This window comes from Acidithiobacillus ferrooxidans ATCC 23270, assembly GCF_000021485.1.
In the GTDB taxonomy this organism is placed as follows: domain Bacteria; phylum Pseudomonadota; class Gammaproteobacteria; order Acidithiobacillales; family Acidithiobacillaceae; genus Acidithiobacillus; species Acidithiobacillus ferrooxidans.
The window spans coordinates 250,411-266,503 of record NC_011761.1 but is presented as its reverse complement, the minus strand read 5'-3'; the positions used below and the strand labels follow the sequence as shown (position 1 = coordinate 266,503).

Here is a 16,093-nt window from a genome sequence, read left to right as displayed (position 1 = left end):
TCAGCCGTATACCGGAAACTGATGGCAGAGGGCCTTCATATCTGCACGGACCCGCTCAATGACCGCAGCATCGCTGCTCGCATCCAGGACATCAGCAATGCCGTTGCCCAGGCGATGCATTTCGGCCTCGCCAAAGCCACGCGTGGTAGCGGCCGGCGTACCAATCCGGATGCCGCTGGTAACCGCCGGGGGGCGGATATCGAAGGGCACGGCATTCTTGTTGACGGTGATATTGGCCTGTCCCAGTGCCTCTTCCGCCTCCTTACCCGTGACTTTTTCGCCCAGGTTCAGCAAGAAGAGATGGTTGTCGGTGCCACCCGAAACCGCGCCATAACCACGCCCGGCCAACACCTTGCTCAAGGTTTGCGCGTTATGAATGACCTGCTGCTGATAGGACTTGAACTCCGGCTGCAGCGCTTCACGGAAGGCGACGGCCTTGGCAGCGATGACATGCATCAGCGGCCCCCCCTGTAAGCCGGGGAAGATCAGGGAGTTCACCTTTTTGGCATATTGCTCCCGACAGAGGATCAATCCGCCGCGAGGACCGCGCAGGGTCTTGTGGGTGGTGGTGGTGACAAAATCCGCATGGGGCACGGGGCTGGGATGCAGGCCCGTGGCCACAAGGCCGGCGATGTGCGCCATGTCCACCAGCAGATAGGCGCCGATGCTGCGGGCAATCTCGCCGATGCGGGCGAAGTCGATGACGCGAGAGTAGGCACTGGCACCGGCAACGATCATCTTCGGGCGTTCCCGCTCCGCCTGCTCCGCCATGGCGTCATAATCGATGCGGCCGTCTTCCGCGCGCACGCCGTAAGCCGCCACCTGAAAAAGCTTGCCGGACACGTTCACTTTGGCGCCATGGGTCAGGTGGCCGCCATGGGCAAGACTCATGCCCATGATCTTGTCACCGGGCTGGAGCACGGACAAGTAAACAGCCTGATTGGCCTGCGAGCCGGAATGAGCCTGGACATTGGCATGTTCAGCGCCGAAAAGCTCCAGCGCACGGTCCATGGCGAGCTGCTCGGCGATATCTACGTACTCGCAGCCGCCATAGTAGCGTTTACCAGGATAGCCTTCTGCGTATTTGTTGGTCAGCACCGAGCCCTGCGCCGCCATTACCATGGGGCTGGCATAGTTCTCGGAAGCGATGAGCTCGACATGATCCTCCTGGCGCCGGGCCTCTTTGCGCATGGCATCCCAAAGCACGGGGTCAAAATCAGCGATGGTCAGGGTTTTGGAAAACATGGCCGAACTCCTTGGGCTTCAGAAAAAGCAGGCGTAAACACTAATGGATGCACACGGTCACGGCAAGGGTGAAAAATTGGCATAACCCATGAATCTCCTTCATCGGCCACCAGCGCCTTGAACATGCACCGGCTCAGATCTTGATACGCACCGGCTGGGGATGGCCCTGCAAAACGAACTTCGGTGCCGCCTTTTCTTTCCTGCCACGGCGTGGCCGCTGTTTGTCCGCAAAAATATCCTGATAGGCCACATAAATGACCGGTGGCCCAAGCACCCAGACCACTAGTCCGAGCCAAAGCTGAGAGAATGCGGGCATCAGCACATTGCTGATAAGAATGGCGGCCCACAGGGCAATCAGGGGGTCGCGCAACTCCGGCCGAAAAATCAGGGTCAGCGTGGTTTCTACCTCTGATTCCAGCCAGCCATGCCCTTTATGCAGCGCAAGAGCGATACCAAAGAAGGCGGGAGAGAACCAGAAGTAGGGCATGAGCGCCAGATTGGAGAAGCGCTCGCCGAATGCGAACCACCAGCCCCAGAACCCCTGCCCCAAGCCAGACCCGTCATTCCAGGGCATCTGAATTCCGGCGAGGATGGCCCCCATCACTACCGTATCCTGGCCGAACTCGAAGATCATTCCGAATATCGCGAATACCATGCCCCATAAAACGGCCACATGGAGTGCGTGCCGGGTTTGCTGCGGGGTGTATTCCTCTCCCTCACTGCGCCCGGCGATGCGCAGACCGACCAACAGTCCAAGCGGTGCCAGCGCGTCCATAAGCCAACCGGGGAAGGGAATGGCGGCGAAGATCAGAGCCCCCGCGGCGAAGGCAAGCCATTGCTTGGGGCGCACCGCTACCAACTCGGCTCCACCTTCCACCCAGGTCATCATTCGATTCAACCAATTCCAAGCCAAAGCGCTGCTCCCGGACTAAGGACGAACGGCCTGTGCGCAATTCCTGTACCAGGCCGGTACACAGGGATCAGTTTAGCCAAGAATGTGGGTCATGACAAAACACCTGCACCCGGACCTGCCCGGCACATCTTGTGGCTGGGGGCCGGCGCGATTAGACTCTTTCAGCTCTCCCTATAAATCGAAGTGCATAATGCCAGTAGAGATACCCGCCGATTCCGTTGGACTGGTGACCCCGCAGACTGTGACCTTTTCGGCACCTCTGGAGCTGGAGTGCGGGCGCTCGCTGCCTGGCTACACCCTCACCTATGAGACCTACGGCACACTCAATGCGCAGCGGAGCAACGCCATCCTGCTCTGCCATGCCCTTTCCGGCGACCACCACGCAGCTGGCTATCACAGCATGGACGATCGCAAACCCGGCTGGTGGGAACACTTGCTGGGACCGGGAAAGGCCATGGATACGGAGCGGTTTTTCTTTGTCTGCGCCAACTTCATCGGCTCCTGCAAGGGGTCCACCGGCCCAGCCAGTACCAATCCGGAAACCGGCGCACCCTGGGGATTGGATTTTCCCATGGTCACCGTGCGCGACTGGGTCAAAACCCAGGCCGAACTGGCAGACTATCTGGGCATTGAACAGTGGGCGGCCGTTGTGGGAGGCAGCCTTGGCGGCATGCAGGTGATGCAGTGGAGCATGGATTATCCGGAGCGCCTGCGGCATGCTGTGGTCATCGCCGCCGCACCCAAGCTCACCGCCCAGAACATCGCCTTCAACGAGGTTTGCCGGCAAGCCATCATGACGGATCCGGAATTTTATAACGGCCGTTATTATGCGCACAACACCAAACCGCGTCGCGGCCTGTCGCTGGCACGCATGATCGGCCATATCACCTATCTCTCCGACAACGCCATGCGTACCAAATTCGGCCGCGACACCCGTGGCGGCAAGGCATTCTCCTTCGGCTTCGACGTGGATTTCGAAGTGGAGAGTTATCTGCGTTATCAGGGCTCCAGCTTTGTGGAGCGCTTTGATGCCAACAGCTACCTTTATATCACCAAGGCCTTGGACTATTTTGATCCGGCCAGCACCTGGGGGGGCAATCTGGCCGAGGCCTTTGCCTCCACTCGGGCAAACTTTCTGGTGATTTCCTTCAGTTCAGACTGGCGCTTCTCTCCGGAACGCTCCCGTGAAATCGTGCAAGCCCTGTATACCTGTAACCGGGACGTCAGTTATGCGGAGATCGAGGCGGAGCATGGTCACGATTCTTTCCTGATGCCCATCCCCCAATACGTGGCAGTGCTGAGCACCTATCTGGGGCGGGTTGCTGAAGAGATCGGCGCATGACCCTGCGTAAGGACCTGGCGATTATCGCCGACTGGATTGCACCCCGAAGCCGTATCCTCGATCTGGGTTGCGGGGAAGGCGAACTGTTGGCTTACCTGCGTGCCGAAAAAGGTGTGCAGGGCTATGGCGTGGAAATCGAGGAGGCGAGGGTGGTGGCGGCCATACGCCGCGGCATACCGGTGATTCAGCAGGATCTCGATCAAGGTTTGCGCAATTTTGCCGATCAAAGCGTCGATACGGTAGTCCTTTCCCTGACCCTGCAAGCGACCACCTACCCGCGCGAACTGCTGCTGGAGATGCTGCGGGTGGGACGAGAGGTCATCGTCACCTTTCCCAACATGGGGCACTGGCACGCGCGCTGGCAACTGGGCATCCGTGGCCGCATGCCCATGACGGATGTTTTGCCCCATACGTGGTACGATACGCCGAATATCCATCTGTGTACGATCCGTGATTTCGAGTCGCTGTGCCATGATAACGGGATTGCCGTCCATCAGCGGGTCGTGCTGAACGATCTGCGTCGCGAAACCTGGCGCAACCGCTTGTTGCCCAATCTTTTCGGCGAGGTCGCCCTCTATCGTTGCGCTCTGATGGTGCGCTGACCCGCTGCAGGAGAATGCCATGCCACTGGAACTCATCAGCTTTCCCCTCTGCCCTTACGTGCAGCGCTCGGTCATCACCCTGCTCCACAAGCAGGTGGGCTTCACCCTCACCCACATTGATCTGGCGCATAAACCGGAGTGGTTTCTGGCCCTGTCGCCCCTGGGCAAAGTCCCCTGCCTGAAGATCGATGAACACACCGTACTTTTCGATTCGCAGGTCATCAATGAATATCTGGACGAAACCATCGCCCCCGTGCTCCATCCTGCCGACCCGCTGGAGCGGGCGCAGCACCGCGCCTGGATTGCCTTCGGCAGCGAAATACTGGGCGACCAGATGCAGATGATGGTCGCTCAGGGAGAAGAGCGTTTTACCGCCGCCAGTCGTCAGCTTTTTGACAAGCTGGAACGATTGGATAAGGCCATGGGAAACGGCGCCTTCTTCGCCGGCGACGACTTCAGTCTGATAGACGCCGCATTGGCCCCCCTGTTCATGCGCATGGAAATCCTCCATGCCCTGCGCCCATTGCCGCGCTGGGAATCCTTGGGCAAACTGCGACGTTTGACGGCATTGCTCATGGAGCTGCCGGAAGTGGCGGGATCGGTGACTGCGGACTTCCCCGATCGTCTGCGCAACTATATCAGTGAGAGAGGCAGTCTGTTTTTGCGTACTGCCTGAACCAACGCCGCACCACAAATTCGACAAGGAACAGGGGAGTAGACCATATGAGCGCGCATCACGAAAACGGGGAACAGAGTCAGGCACTGGTGCCGACCACCCACTTCGGCTACCAGGAAGTGCCCGAGACGGAGAAGGAGCAACTCGTCAGGGGGGTTTTCAGCAACGTCGCCAGCAAATATGACCTGATGAACGATCTCATGTCCCTCGGAGTCCACCGCCTGTGGAAACGCTTTACCGTAGATCTCGCCCGGCCCCGGCCAGGGCAGCGGGTACTGGATCTGGCGGGTGGTACGGGCGATCTGGCTGCCGCCATTTATCCGCGGGTGCGGCCCAACGGCTCCATCGTGGTCTCGGACATCAATCCCGAGATGCTGGCGGTGGGGGAAAGCCGGCTGGCCGACAAAGGCATCATCGCGGGAGTGGAGTTTGTCGAGGCCAATGCCGAGGCCCTGCCTTTCCCTGACCGCGAATTCGATCTGGTCACCCTGGCTTTCGGCATTCGCAACATGACCCATCCCGAAAGGGCGCTGAAAGAAATTCATCGGGTGCTGAAAACCGGTGGGCGGGTATTGATCCTCGAATTCTCCCATCCACGCTGGCCCGGTTTGCAGACCATGTACGATATGTACTCCTTCAAGTTGTTGCCGCGAATTGGCGAACTGGTGGCCAAAGACCGTGAGAGCTACCAGTATCTGGTGGAATCCATCCGCCGCTTCCCCGATCAGGAAACCTTCAAGGTAATGATGGAAGATGCCGGGCTGGAGCGGGTGGAGGTATTCAACCTCTCCGGCGGGATTGTCGCACTGCATCGCGGGTTCCGGATGGACTAATGAATGCTTTTCATCACCACGCCTAAAAATTCCCTCTTGAGCCCGCCGGCATGGCAGGGCATGATGGCGGCAATTTTCGCAGAGGAGTAATGCCCATGACATCGGTCCACAGTCTCGGTTTTCCCCGTATCGGCCACAAGCGCGAGTTGAAGAAGGCGCTGGAAAGCTTCTGGTCCAGGGAAATTGACGAGCAGGAATTGCAGTCCCGCGCTGCCCAGTTACGTGACCGCCACTGGCGGATTCAACAGACCTGCGGCATGGATCTGGTGCCCGTCGGCGATTTCAGCCTTTACGACCACATGCTCGACATGAGCTGTACCCTCGGTGCCATTCCGCCCCGTTACGGCTTCGCCGGCGGTCAGGTCGGTCTGGACACCTTCTTCGCCATGGCCCGCGGCTCCGCCACCCAGCCAGCCATGGAAATGACCAAGTGGTTTGATACCAACTATCACTTCATCGTCCCCGAGTTCCACGAGGGGATGGATTTCCGCCTCAGCAGCGAGCGTCTGTTTGATCAGGTGAAAGAGGTGCAGGCCTTGGGTCTCAAGGCCAAGCCCGTACTGGTCGGCCCTATCACCTATCTGTGGCTGGGCAAGGAAAAAGACCTGAATGCGGAAGCACACCATGACGCGCAGCATCATCACGATGACAGCGCCTGTCATGGCCATGGCGCCCCGATCGGGGCCGCTTGTTTTGACCGGCTGACCCTGCTGCCCAAGGTCCTGCCGGTTTATGCCGAGATACTCGCGCGTCTGGCGGAAATGGGTGTCGAATGGGTACAGATCGACGAACCCGCCCTCGCCCTCGATCTCCCCCAGGAATGGGTCGAGGCCCTGGAATCCGCATACCAGACACTGCGCCGTGACAAGACGCCCAAGGTGCTGCTGGCGACCTATTTTGATTCCGTCGCCGATCATGCCAAAGCGCTGAAGGCGCTGCCGGTAGCCGGGGTGCACTTGGATCTGCGCCGTGCGCCGCAGCAATTGAACAGTTTCCTCAGCGACTACCCCGCCGACAAGGTACTCTCCCTTGGCGTCGTCGATGGCCGTAACGTTTGGCGCGCCGATCTGGACGCTGCTCTGGAACTGCTGCAACCCGCTCACAAACAACTCGGTGATCGCCTCTGGGTGGCACCGTCCTGCAGCCTTCTGCACACTCCGGTAGACTTGGAGCAGGAAACCGAGCTGGACGCCGAACTCAAGTCTTGGCTGTCCTTCTCCGTACAGAAACTGGACGAAGTCGCCATCATCGGACGCGCGCTGAAGGAAGGTGTCGAGTCGGTGGCACAGGAACTGGCCGCCGCCCGCGCAGCCGTCGCCTCACGCAAAAGCTCGCCACGCATTCACAACCCGGCGGTCGCCCAGCGTCTGGAGGGACTGGGTCAGGATGATGGTCGGCGCAAGAGCCCTTTCCCCATCCGCGAAGCCGCGCAGCGCGCCCGTTTCAAACTGCCTGCCTTCCCCACCACCAGCATCGGTAGCTTCCCGCAGACTCCCGAGATCCGTAAAGCCCGACTGCAGAATCGCAAGGGTGAGTTGAGCAACGCCGATTATCAGAAAGCCATGGAAGCAGAAATCGCCCTGGTGGTGAAGGAACAGGAACGTCTGGGCATCGACGTACCCGTCCACGGTGAGCCGGAACGCAATGACATGGTTGAATACTTTGGTGAGCAGCTCGCCGGTTTCGCCTTTACCCGTCATGGCTGGGTGCAGAGCTATGGGTCACGCTACGTCAAGCCGCCGCTGATTTTCGGCGACGTCTCCCGCCCCACGCCGATGACGGTAGCCTGGAGCAAGTACGCCCAGTCTCTCACCCAGCGGCCCATGAAGGGCATGCTCACGGGTCCGGTGACCATCCTGCAATGGTCTTTCGTCCGCGATGACCAACCCCGGGAACGTACTGCACTGCAGATCGCCCTGGCCATCCGTGACGAGGTCAGGGACCTGATCGACGCAGGCATCGGCATCATCCAGATCGACGAACCGGCCTATCGTGAGGGTTTGCCCCTCAAACGCAAGGATTGGGGCCACTACCTCGAGTGGGCCTCCCGCGCCTTCCGGATTTCGGCGCAGATCGCCCCCGATGACGTCCAGATTCACACACACATGTGTTACTCGGAGTTCAACGATATTCTGCCCGCCATTGCGGCCATGGATGCCGACGTCATCACCATCGAGACTTCCCGTTCGCAGATGGAACTGCTGGACGCCTTCGCAACCTTCAACTACCCCAACGAAATTGGGCCGGGCGTCTACGACATCCACTCCCCACGCGTCCCCAGCGTCGAAGAGATGGTGGGTCTGATGGAGAAGGCGGTTAAAGTGGTTCCCGCCGAACGCCTGTGGATCAATCCCGACTGTGGTCTGAAAACCCGCAAGTGGGCGGAAGTCACCCCGGCACTGGAGAATATGGTCGAGGCAGCCCGCCAGGTTCGCGCCCGGCACGGTTGACATCCTCCCCTGAAGCCATGAGGAAGCCCTCTTTTTTCGAGGGCTTTTTTTATGTCCATTCCGGACTATCATTAACTAGCCATATGGTTATTGAACCTTGTTGACGGTGTCAGGGTCCAACCTGCGCTTTCGTCTGAATTTCAACCGATAACGAGGGAGTGACAGCCATGAAAAACGACGTGACCGATGCCATGATCCACGGCTTCAAGGCGTTCCACCGTACCTATTATGATGAGCACCCCGACCTTTTCGATTCCCTCGTGGGGAAAGGGCAAAGCCCGAAAGTCATGCTGATAGGCTGCTCCGATGCCCGGGTCACCCCCACATCCCTCTACGGCAGCGAGCCCGGAGACATTTTTGTAGTGCGCAATATCGCCAACCTCGTGCCCCCGGCGGAGCAGGACGGCCATCTCCATGGTACCAGTGCTGCAGTGGAATTCGCGGTCAGCCAGCTGGAAGTCGAACATATCATCATCAACGGCCACTCACACTGCGGCGGCATAAAAGCGCTGCTTCACGGTACCGACGGCAAATATGTCGGCCCCTGGGTGGACATTGCCAAAGACGCCCGGTCCGACGTGCTGCGGGAGTACGCCGACGCCAGCCCGGAAGAGCAGGCACGTGCACTGGAAAAAGCCAGCATTCTGATTTCTCTTGAAAATCTGCTGACCTTCGACAGTGTGCGCCGCCGCGTGGTGCGGGGTGAGTTGCAGTTGCATGGCTGGTACTTCGATATGGAAGAAGGCACTCTCCTCAGCTATCGTGCGGAGAAACATCAGTTCGAGCAGTTGGCCTGAGGACACCATATGGAAAACAGCGCCAATCTTTCGCCATTCAAAAATCTGCGCGCGGATGTGCCCGCCGCCGTGGTCGTCGCCCTGGTAGCGATGCCGCTCTGCCTCGGCGTAGCTTTGGCGTCAGGGACCCCGCTGATCGCCGGACTGATTGCGGGCGTTATGGGTGGCCTACTGGTCCCCTTGTTCAGCCGTTCGCAACTGGCCGTCAGCGGTCCGACGCCCGCCATCGTCGCCACGGTGCTCCTGGCCATGCAGACTTTGCCGAGTTTCTCCGCCTTCCTGCTGGCGGTGGTCATCGCCGGGGGCATCCAGATGGTTCTGGGTGCCATCCGTGCCGGCGTCGTCGCATATTTTTTTCCCTCTGCGGTCATTCAGGGCATTCTTTCGGCTATCGGCATCATCATCATCCTCAAACAGTTTCCTTATGCCATCGGTTTTGACCTGGGCGAATTTGGCAATCAGGATTTCATCAGTGCCCATGGCGAGAATACCTTCACCGGTGTCATCGCTGCCCTCGCCCACCTGGAATGGGGCGCACTGCTGGTCAGCGTACTTGCCCTTTCCATTCTCATCACTTGGGACAAGGTGGCGGTACTGCGTAAACAGACCTGGCTGTCGGGACCACTCATGGCGGTGATCCTGGGCACCCTGCTCAACACACTGTTCCTCTACGCCGTTCCGGATCTGGCCGTCAGCGGCCATAACCTGGTCAACCTGCCGATCATCCGCTCCGTTGCGGATCTGCAGGGCATGCTGCAAATGCCGGACTGGGGCTTGATCGGATCGAAAGCCGTCTGGGTGACGGCCATCGCCCTCACCTTTATCACCAGTCTGGAGAGCCTGTTATCCATCGAGGCGGCGGACAAACTGGATGTATTCAAACGACGCACGCCCCTTGATCGCGAATTACTCGGACAAGGTGTGGCCAATATTGCCAGCGGTCTGATCGGCGGACTTCCTGTGGCGGCGGTTATCGTGCGCAGTACGGCCAATGTGGCGGCCGGGGCCCGCACCAAGGCGAGTGCCTTTCTGCATGGCTTGTTCCTGCTGCTCGCCGTTCTGTTTCTGGCGACGTTGCTGAACCAGATTCCGCTGGCTGCCTTAGCATCCATCCTGATTTTTGTCGGTTTCAAGCTGGCCCACCCAAGCATATTCCAGCGAATGTTTCGGCTGGATAAATCGCAGTATCTGCCGTTCATGATCACCATCGTGGCGATTCTCTTTACCAGCCTCATTACCGGGGTGATCATCGGCCTGCTGGCCGGGGTGTTCTTTGTCCTCAAGGCCAATTACCATAGTGCCATAGAGATTGGCCGGGAGGGCGCCGCTTATAAAATTGCCCTGAACCGGGAGGTGACATTTGTCAACAAGGCGCGGCTTTCCCATATCCTGGAACGACTGCCAAAGGGCGCAGAGGTCATACTGGATGGTGAACATGTGGGTTTCATCGATCACGATGTCCTCGAAGTGATCAGGGATTTTGAACGCTCCGCACCCTTGCGTGAAATCCGCCTGCGGGAACAGGGCTTTGATGCGCCGGTGCTGAAGGCTCCCATCTGACACCGACATGTGCGGAAACAGGCCATCGGAGTTCCTGATAGTTCCACCGCTCGACCTGATCCGGTAATGTGCAAGAGCCCGGCTACCCGGCAGCCGAATATGCTTGACGTTAATACCGTAATAACGGTATCTTAGCGAGCTTTTCCGGGCAGTCCCGGCGAAACCCTTGTTGGAGGTCTGTGATGTACGCGGTCATTGAAAATGGTGGCAAGCAGTATCGGGTGACAGTGGGCGACAAGCTCCGGCTCGAAAGAATGGAAATGGAGCCCGGTGCCGAACTCGCACTGGACCGTGTGCTCATGGTCGGCGTTGGTGATGATGTCCAGGTCGGCCGACCTCTGGTGGAAGGCGCCGCGGTGAAAGCCACCGTACTCAGCCAGGGCCGCGCGAAAAAGGTACATATTTTCAAGATGCGTCGGCGCAAGCACTACCGTAAGCAGCAGGGCCATCGTCAGTACTTTACCGAAGTCCGCATTACCGGCATTGAAGCCTAAGGAGCACAATCATGGCACATAAGAAGGCTGGCGGTTCCTCCCGTAACGGTCGCGATTCCGAGTCCAAGCGTCTGGGCGTCAAGCGCTACGCCGGACAGGAGGTCATCAGCGGCAACATCATCATTCGTCAGCGTGGCACCCAGTTTTATCCGGGCGCCAACGTCGGCATCGGCAAAGACCATACCCTCTTTGCCACCGCCGAAGGTGTCGTGAAGTTCGAGCGCAAAGGTCCGCGCCAGGTACGCACCGTCAGCGTCGTTTCGGCAGCCTGATCAGGCTGCCGCCCGGAGGGACCCCGCCCCGTTTTTGCGGGTGCGGGGTTTTTCTATGAAATTTATTGATGAAGTACGCATTCATGTGGCGTCCGGCAACGGTGGCCACGGCGCGGTGAGCTTTCGCCGCGAGAAATTTATTCCTTTTGGCGGCCCCGATGGCGGTGATGGCGGACGCGGCGGCAGTGTTTATCTGGTGGCCCAGGCCAGCCTCAACACGCTCATCGATTTTCGTTACCAGCGCCGCTATCGCGCCGAAAATGGTCACGGCGGCGCCGGGCGCCAAATGACGGGCCGCGCCGGTCACGACCTGGAGATCAAAGTCCCGGTCGGCACCCTGGTGTATGACGACGACACCCATGAATTGCTCGGTGACCTGCGATTCGAAGGCGAACGGCTGTTGATCGCCCGGAGCGGCCGCGGGGGGCACGGTAATCTGTTCTATAAATCGAGTACCAATCGCGCCCCTCGTCAGTTTGAGAAAGGCGGCGCGGGTGAGGAACGGGATCTGCGCCTGGAGTTGCGCCTGCTTGCCGACGTCGGCCTGCTGGGGCTGCCCAATGCCGGCAAAAGCACCCTGATCCGTGCCGTCAGTGCCGCCCGCCCCAAAGTGGCGGACTACCCCTTCACTACCTTGTACCCCAATCTCGGCGTCGTGCGCGTCGCAGCGCACGAGTCCTTTGTGCTTGCCGATATTCCCGGCCTCATTCCGGGTGCCTCTGAAGGTGCAGGACTGGGCACCCGCTTTCTCAAGCACCTGAGTCGCACCCGCCTGCTCCTGCATCTGGTAGACATGGCCCCCGTTGACGGGAGCGATCCGGCGATGAATATCCGCGCACTGGAGATGGAGCTGGCCGCCTACAGCCCAACCCTGGCCGCGCGTCCCCGCTGGTTGGTGGTCAACAAGTCAGACCTCCTTCCGGGCGAAGAAGCCGAGGCAAGGTTTCAACAGATTTGCACGGCCCTGCAATGGGAGAGCCCCGCCTTTCTGATCTCGGCGGCCAGCGGCGCCGGGTGTGAGGCTTTGGTGTATGCCATCTGGCAGGCCCTTCCCGACCTTCCTCCGGCCGCTGACCCTACGCAGACAGAGGACTGGGGTGACGAAAGCGATGCAGGCGAGCGCCTTGAAAACTGGGAGGGCGACGATCTCGATGCCGACTGGGAGGAGGAGCAGGTGTGAGTCGCGACCTCAAAACTGCGCAACGCTGGGTCATAAAAATCGGCAGCAGCCTGCTCACCAATAACGGTCAGGGCCTTGATCTCGCCGCCATCGAGGCCTGGGTTACGCAAATACTGGTGCTGCGACGGCATGGCATTGAACTGGTGCTGGTTTCTTCGGGCGCGGTAGCTGCCGGCATGGAGCGCCTCGGCTGGTCGACTCGCCCTACGTCACTCCACCAACTCCAAGCGGCTGCCAGCGTCGGCCAGGCTGCGCTCATTCAGGTTTATGAAGATTTTCTGCGCCGGGGCAACGTGCATGGCAGCCAAGTCCTGCTGACCCATGAAGATTTGCAGGATCGTCAGCGTTACCTCAACGCCCGCTCCACCCTGCGCATCTTGCTGGAGATGGGTGTAGTCCCCATTATCAATGAAAATGACGCCATTGCCAGCGCCGAGATCCGCTTTGGCGATAATGACACCCTGGCGGCCATGGTCGCTAATCTGCTGGAAGCCGACCTACTGGTGATACTCACCGATCAGGCCGGGCTTTATGACAGGGACCCGCGCCACGACCCCCATGCCGGCCTGCTTTCGGAAGTACAGGCCGGAGACCCGGAACTGCTACGGATGGCTGGTGGTGCCGGGACAATGCTGGGGAGCGGAGGCATGATCACCAAGGTGCGGGCGGCCAGCCGTGCCGCCCAGTCGGGCGCCGCCACCCTTATCGCCCCGGGCAGCGCCGACAACATCCTGTTACGCATCTGGTCCGGGGAAGAGGTGGGGACGTATTTTCGTCCGGGCGTTGCCAAACTGGCCGCGCGCAAGCGCTGGCTGGCAGGGCAGTTGCGCCCGTCCGGGACACTCCATCTGGACGCGGGCGCCGTGCGGGTACTCCGGGAAAAGGGCAGCAGTCTGCTTCCGGTCGGTATTACTGCCAGCGAGGGCGATTTCCAACGCGGCGACCTGGTGCGCTGTGTGGACCCGGAAGGTCATGAGGTCGCGCGTGGCCTGGTGAACTTCGCGCAGCATGAAGTCCTGCTGCGGCTAGGTAAGGGCAGCAAGGCACTCTGCGCATTGTTCGGCGATGTGGACGAGTTCGAGATCATCCACCGTGACAACCTGGTGCTCAGCAGCGACCACGGCTAATCCGTGCTGGCTCCGGGTGCATCGTCGTCCCTTAGTGAACAAATCCCCACGTCCTGCATGCCAAGACAGGTGCCATAGAGATAGAGGCTGTGGTCGCTGATAAAGAAGCCCCGGTTCGCAGCGAGTTCCCGCTGCCGGGCCTCCAGCATCTCATCGAAAAACTCCAGTACCTTACCACAGGCAGTACACACCATATGATCGTGGTGGCCGGTTTCATTGAGCTCAAAGACCGCCTTATCGCCCTCAAAGTGGTGCCTTCGCACCAATCCGGCCATTTCAAACTGCGTAAGCACTCGATAGACTGTCGCCAGGCCCACTTCTTCACCGGTCTCCAGCAACAGCCGGTAGATTTCCTCGGCAGTAAGATGCCGTGCGTCGCTGTCCTCAAAAATGCGAAGTATCTTCAGCCGCGGCAGGGTCGCCTTGAGGCCGGCGCGCTTCAATTCATCGCTGTTCATTCGTTCGTCGATCATTCGCTCGTAGCAATGGCCATGCGTAATGGTTTAGGATAGTTGCACCTGACGCCCAAGACAAGGACCATGAGAAGCTTCCGCCTGATTATTTTGCTTACTTTCTGTGCCCTGCCGCTTGGCGCCTGCAGTATTTACCGCGTCGATGTGCAACAGGGCAATGTCATCACCGCCAAGGAGCTGGCTGAACTGCACCCGGGTATGGATAAGCTGCAGGTGCGCGCCATCCTTGGCTCGCCACTCCTGCAGAACCCTTGGCATCCCCATCAGTGGGTGTATGCCTACAGCTTCAAGCCGGCCTATGGCAATACGGAGGTCCGCAAGGTTCTGGTGCTTTTTGACAAGGACGACAAGCTGACCGGCGTGCAGGGAGACGTACGGAGCACCACGCCGACGACAGCGGCCACTGCGTCTTAGGGGTGGCCGGAGTGGGGGACGTCCCCAGATTCCTGTGCCTCCAACGCGCGCGGCGGGCCATATACGGCCCGCGCACGTTGAGCGAAGCGTTGCACCATGGTTTCCGCCGCCTGCTTGAATATGGGTTCCAGAAATGCGCCCAGCAACCGGGACGCGAACTCGAAACGCATATCCAGGGTTACTTTGGTGCCCCTGGCGTCCAGTTCCAGTTGCCAGAGCCCTTCCAGAAAGCGGAAGGGACCATTGACCAGCCGCACCTCCGCCATCTTGGGCCGCTGATAACGATTTTTGGTGGTGAAGGATTTGCCAAAAGCGCCGTGGGAGATGGTGATCTCGGCAACCACTTCATCCTCTTTCGACTGGATGATCCGGGTTCGCCCACACCAGGGTAAAAATTGCGGATAAGCGCGGATATCCTCTATCAGGGCAAAAATCTGCGCCGCACTGTAAGGCAGCACGGCGGTCTTACAAATATGATGCATGAAATCCTCTCAATATCGGCGCTGCCCCAGCGCATGCGCCTGCACCCATCGGTCTATCCGTACCAAAAACCATTCCACGACCCGCCGCCAGCGGGGCCGTTTGCGCCAGGGCTCCGGGTCGATGTTCCGCGCCTGGGCGAACTCACGTAAAAACAGGGTATGCAGCAACAGCGCCGCGAGGGGAGCACGCAGCTCCAGGTTCAGTTCATGGTTGAACCACAGGCTCAGAAAATCGAGATTCGCGGAGCCGATGGATGCCCAGGAATCATCCACCAACAGATATTTCGCATGCAGAAAGGCACCCTCATATTCGTATATATGCACCCCTCTGCGCATCAGCTTTTGATAGTACGCCTGAATCCCGAATCGCAAAAGCGGATGATCGGTGATTCTACCGGCGAGCAGAAGCCTGACGTCGACGCCCCGTTGAACGGCATGATACACCGCCCGCAGGACGATAGGATCGGGATTGAAATAGGGAGTAGCGATCCAGATACTGCGATGCGCCGCACGGATGGCGGCGAGCAGACGGCGACGCACCGCCAGATTTTTCGGCGGCGCCCCCTCTACGAAACGGCCGAAACCCCACCACAAGGTATCGGAGGGGAAGGATGCCGCCGTGCCCGGCGACGGAAGCGACTCGGGGCGATGACGAAAAAAAACCTGGCGGCCTTGTTCCGCCAGGTGGCCACGACAGGCAAAGAGCATCTCACGATAAGGCACGGTGCCGGGAACGCCGGTGAGCCAGTCATCCGCAATCGCAAAACCACCGACCGCAGCCCACTCACCATCCACCACGATGATGCGTCGGTGGCTGCGTCGCAGCCTTTTTTCCAGCCCTTTGGTTTGCAGGTGATGGTACCAGTGTAACCGGGCACCGGCGGCGCGCAACTCAGCCGCCCAGGCACCCGGAAAGCTGCGGCTGCCCAGAGCGTCCAGGGTGATATAGACCTCCACCCCAGCCGCCGCCTTGTCACAGAGGATACGCACGACACGCCGGGGCCAGTCGCCTCCGGCAAAAATATAGTTCTCAAAGAGAATCTCGTTGTGCGCGTCGCGCAGGCGCTGCTCCAGCCATTCGGCGATAGCCGGCATCTCGCTCAGCAGCACGGCTTCGGGAATGGGCTCCCAGCGTCTTTGGCGATGCGCCGCGAAATGGTCGGGCAACAGCTTCGGCACGTCTTCAGGCTCCGCTATGGTGCATGCTGGTTACCTTCCACAGGAACAGCGACA

At 59.6% G+C, this 16,093-nt stretch carries 17 protein-coding genes; 12 read left to right on the top strand and 5 right to left on the bottom strand.

Annotation, left to right across the window (positions count from 1 at the left end; translation table 11 throughout):
* Together glyA and AFE_RS01390 are read right to left on the bottom strand one after the other, a co-directional pair.
* Positions 1 to 1,245 (bottom strand): serine hydroxymethyltransferase, encoded by a 1,245-nt coding sequence (gene glyA, locus AFE_RS01395; protein ID WP_012536070.1) that lies wholly within the window; start codon positions 1,243 to 1,245, stop codon positions 1 to 3.
* Between the two features lie 133 nt (positions 1,246 to 1,378).
* The gene (locus AFE_RS01390) at positions 1,379 to 2,158 is read right to left on the bottom strand and encodes a hypothetical protein (protein WP_111122541.1); all 780 of its coding nucleotides are present in this window, start codon (positions 2,156 to 2,158) and stop codon (positions 1,379 to 1,381) included.
* Positions 2,159 to 2,348: 190 nt separating this feature from the next.
* Here AFE_RS01390 and metX point away from each other — a divergent pair, with 190 nt between their 5' ends.
* The 11 genes from metX to proB all read left to right on the top strand — a co-directional run bounded on the left by metX (position 2,349) and on the right by proB (position 13,491).
* The gene (gene metX / locus AFE_RS01385; protein WP_012536069.1) at positions 2,349 to 3,500 is read left to right on the top strand and encodes a homoserine O-succinyltransferase MetX; all 1,152 of its coding nucleotides are present in this window, start codon (positions 2,349 to 2,351) and stop codon (positions 3,498 to 3,500) included.
* Positions 3,497 to 4,102, top strand: a complete 606-nt coding sequence (gene metW / locus AFE_RS01380) for a methionine biosynthesis protein MetW (RefSeq protein ID WP_009567240.1) — start codon at positions 3,497 to 3,499, stop codon at positions 4,100 to 4,102. Before metX ends, metW begins: the two co-directional genes overlap by 4 nt.
* 19 nt (positions 4,103 to 4,121) lie before the next feature.
* On the top strand, positions 4,122 to 4,778 hold the full coding sequence (locus AFE_RS01375; RefSeq protein ID WP_012536068.1) for a glutathione S-transferase family protein: 657 nt from the start codon (positions 4,122 to 4,124) through the stop codon (positions 4,776 to 4,778).
* Between the two features lie 47 nt (positions 4,779 to 4,825).
* Positions 4,826 to 5,611 (top strand): bifunctional demethylmenaquinone methyltransferase/2-methoxy-6-polyprenyl-1,4-benzoquinol methylase UbiE, encoded by a 786-nt coding sequence (gene ubiE, locus AFE_RS01370; RefSeq protein WP_012536067.1) that lies wholly within the window; start codon positions 4,826 to 4,828, stop codon positions 5,609 to 5,611.
* A gap of 95 nt (positions 5,612 to 5,706) precedes the next feature.
* The gene (gene metE / locus AFE_RS01365; protein ID WP_012536066.1) at positions 5,707 to 8,061 is read left to right on the top strand and encodes a 5-methyltetrahydropteroyltriglutamate--homocysteine S-methyltransferase; all 2,355 of its coding nucleotides are present in this window, start codon (positions 5,707 to 5,709) and stop codon (positions 8,059 to 8,061) included.
* A 167-nt stretch (positions 8,062 to 8,228) separates the two neighbouring features.
* The gene (locus tag AFE_RS01360) at positions 8,229 to 8,858 is read left to right on the top strand and encodes a carbonic anhydrase (protein ID WP_009562903.1); all 630 of its coding nucleotides are present in this window, start codon (positions 8,229 to 8,231) and stop codon (positions 8,856 to 8,858) included.
* A 9-nt stretch (positions 8,859 to 8,867) separates the two neighbouring features.
* Positions 8,868 to 10,418 carry a SulP family inorganic anion transporter gene (locus tag AFE_RS01355; protein ID WP_012536065.1) on the top strand — a complete coding sequence of 517 codons (1,551 nt, stop codon included), beginning with the start codon at positions 8,868 to 8,870 and terminating at the stop codon, positions 10,416 to 10,418.
* A gap of 182 nt (positions 10,419 to 10,600) precedes the next feature.
* A complete protein-coding gene (rplU, locus tag AFE_RS01350; RefSeq protein ID WP_009565805.1) occupies positions 10,601 to 10,912 on the top strand; it encodes a 50S ribosomal protein L21 in 312 nt (103 codons plus the stop codon).
* Between the two features lie 11 nt (positions 10,913 to 10,923).
* Positions 10,924 to 11,184 (top strand): 50S ribosomal protein L27, encoded by a 261-nt coding sequence (rpmA, locus tag AFE_RS01345; protein ID WP_009565803.1) that lies wholly within the window; start codon positions 10,924 to 10,926, stop codon positions 11,182 to 11,184.
* Between the two features lie 55 nt (positions 11,185 to 11,239).
* Positions 11,240 to 12,364, top strand: a complete 1,125-nt coding sequence (gene cgtA / locus AFE_RS01340; RefSeq protein ID WP_012536064.1) for an Obg family GTPase CgtA — start codon at positions 11,240 to 11,242, stop codon at positions 12,362 to 12,364.
* The gene (proB, locus tag AFE_RS01335; protein ID WP_012536063.1) at positions 12,361 to 13,491 is read left to right on the top strand and encodes a glutamate 5-kinase; all 1,131 of its coding nucleotides are present in this window, start codon (positions 12,361 to 12,363) and stop codon (positions 13,489 to 13,491) included. Before cgtA ends, proB begins: the two co-directional genes overlap by 4 nt.
* Here proB and fur read toward each other — a convergent pair.
* A complete protein-coding gene (gene fur / locus AFE_RS01330) occupies positions 13,488 to 13,964 on the bottom strand; it encodes a ferric iron uptake transcriptional regulator (RefSeq protein WP_012536062.1) in 477 nt (158 codons plus the stop codon). The genes proB and fur overlap by 4 nt on opposite strands.
* 66 nt (positions 13,965 to 14,030) lie before the next feature.
* Here fur and AFE_RS01325 point away from each other — a divergent pair, with 66 nt between their 5' ends.
* Positions 14,031 to 14,378: an outer membrane protein assembly factor BamE gene (locus AFE_RS01325; protein WP_009567211.1), complete on the top strand. Its 348-nt coding sequence runs from the start codon at positions 14,031 to 14,033 to the stop codon at positions 14,376 to 14,378.
* On the opposite strand, the gene AFE_RS01320 is transcribed toward AFE_RS01325, so the two are convergent.
* A complete protein-coding gene (locus tag AFE_RS01320; protein ID WP_012536061.1) occupies positions 14,375 to 14,860 on the bottom strand; it encodes a type II toxin-antitoxin system RatA family toxin in 486 nt (161 codons plus the stop codon). The genes AFE_RS01325 and AFE_RS01320 overlap by 4 nt on opposite strands.
* 9 nt (positions 14,861 to 14,869) lie before the next feature.
* The gene (locus tag AFE_RS01315; RefSeq protein WP_012536060.1) at positions 14,870 to 16,039 is read right to left on the bottom strand and encodes a phospholipase D-like domain-containing protein; all 1,170 of its coding nucleotides are present in this window, start codon (positions 16,037 to 16,039) and stop codon (positions 14,870 to 14,872) included.
* Positions 16,040 to 16,093: the final 54 nt, after the last annotated feature.

Coding starts and splice junctions, on each gene's coding strand:
- glyA (WP_012536070.1), bottom strand. CDS start 1,245: ATGTTTTCCAAAACCCTGACCATCGCTGATTTTGACCCCGTGCTTTGG.
- metX (WP_012536069.1), top strand. CDS start 2,349: ATGCCAGTAGAGATACCCGCCGATTCCGTTGGACTGGTGACCCCGCAG.
- metW (WP_009567240.1), top strand. CDS start 3,497: ATGACCCTGCGTAAGGACCTGGCGATTATCGCCGACTGGATTGCACCC.
- AFE_RS01375 (WP_012536068.1), top strand. CDS start 4,122: ATGCCACTGGAACTCATCAGCTTTCCCCTCTGCCCTTACGTGCAGCGC.
- ubiE (WP_012536067.1), top strand. CDS start 4,826: ATGAGCGCGCATCACGAAAACGGGGAACAGAGTCAGGCACTGGTGCCG.
- metE (WP_012536066.1), top strand. CDS start 5,707: ATGACATCGGTCCACAGTCTCGGTTTTCCCCGTATCGGCCACAAGCGC.
- AFE_RS01360 (WP_009562903.1), top strand. CDS start 8,229: ATGAAAAACGACGTGACCGATGCCATGATCCACGGCTTCAAGGCGTTC.
- AFE_RS01355 (WP_012536065.1), top strand. CDS start 8,868: ATGGAAAACAGCGCCAATCTTTCGCCATTCAAAAATCTGCGCGCGGAT.
- rplU (WP_009565805.1), top strand. CDS start 10,601: ATGTACGCGGTCATTGAAAATGGTGGCAAGCAGTATCGGGTGACAGTG.
- rpmA (WP_009565803.1), top strand. CDS start 10,924: ATGGCACATAAGAAGGCTGGCGGTTCCTCCCGTAACGGTCGCGATTCC.
- cgtA (WP_012536064.1), top strand. CDS start 11,240: ATGAAATTTATTGATGAAGTACGCATTCATGTGGCGTCCGGCAACGGT.
- fur (WP_012536062.1), bottom strand. CDS start 13,964: ATGATCGACGAACGAATGAACAGCGATGAATTGAAGCGCGCCGGCCTC.
- AFE_RS01325 (WP_009567211.1), top strand. CDS start 14,031: ATGAGAAGCTTCCGCCTGATTATTTTGCTTACTTTCTGTGCCCTGCCG.
- AFE_RS01320 (WP_012536061.1), bottom strand. CDS start 14,860: ATGCATCATATTTGTAAGACCGCCGTGCTGCCTTACAGTGCGGCGCAG.